This window comes from Mesobacillus campisalis (assembly GCF_000986785.1).
GTDB classification, from domain to species: domain Bacteria; phylum Bacillota; class Bacilli; order Bacillales; family Cytobacillaceae; genus Mesobacillus_B; species Mesobacillus_B campisalis.
The window spans coordinates 1-610 of the sequence record NZ_LAYY01000082.1 but is presented as its reverse complement, the minus strand read 5'-3'; the positions used below and the strand labels follow the sequence as shown (position 1 = coordinate 610).

At 53.6% G+C, this 610-nt stretch carries 1 rRNA gene; it reads right to left on the bottom strand.

What is annotated here, in order from left to right:
- A 23S ribosomal RNA gene (locus tag WQ57_RS22520) occupies positions 1–610 on the bottom strand; the annotation flags it as partial.

The following is a 610-nucleotide window of genomic DNA, read 5'->3' as shown; positions in this document are numbered from 1 at the left end:
CCGCTACCCACACCTCATCCCCGCACTTTTCAACGTGCGTGGGTTCGGGCCTCCATCCAGTGTTACCTGGACTTCACCCTGGACATGGGTAGATCACCTGGTTTCGGGTCTACAACTGCATACTGAATCGCCCTGTTCAGACTCGCTTTCGCTGCGGCTCCGTCTCTTCAACTTAACCTTGCATGCAATCGTAACTCGCCGGTTCATTCTACAAAAGGCACGCCATCACCCATGAACGGGCTCTGACTACTTGTAGGCACACGGTTTCAGGATCTCTTTCACTCCCCTTCCGGGGTGCTTTTCACCTTTCCCTCACGGTACTGGTTCACTATCGGTCACTAGGGAGTATTTAGCCTTGGGAGATGGTCCTCCCTGCTTCCGACGGGATTTCACGTGTCCCGCCGTACTCAGGATCCACTCAGGAGGGAACGAAGTTTCAACTACAGGGTTTTTACCTTCTCTGACGGGCCTTTCCAGACCTCTTCATCTACCCCGTTCCTTTGTAACTCCACATAGAGTGTCCTACAACCCCAGAAGGCAAGCCTTCTGGTTTGGGCTAATCCCGTTTCGCTCGCCGCTACTCAGGGAATCGCGTTTGCTTTCTCTTCCT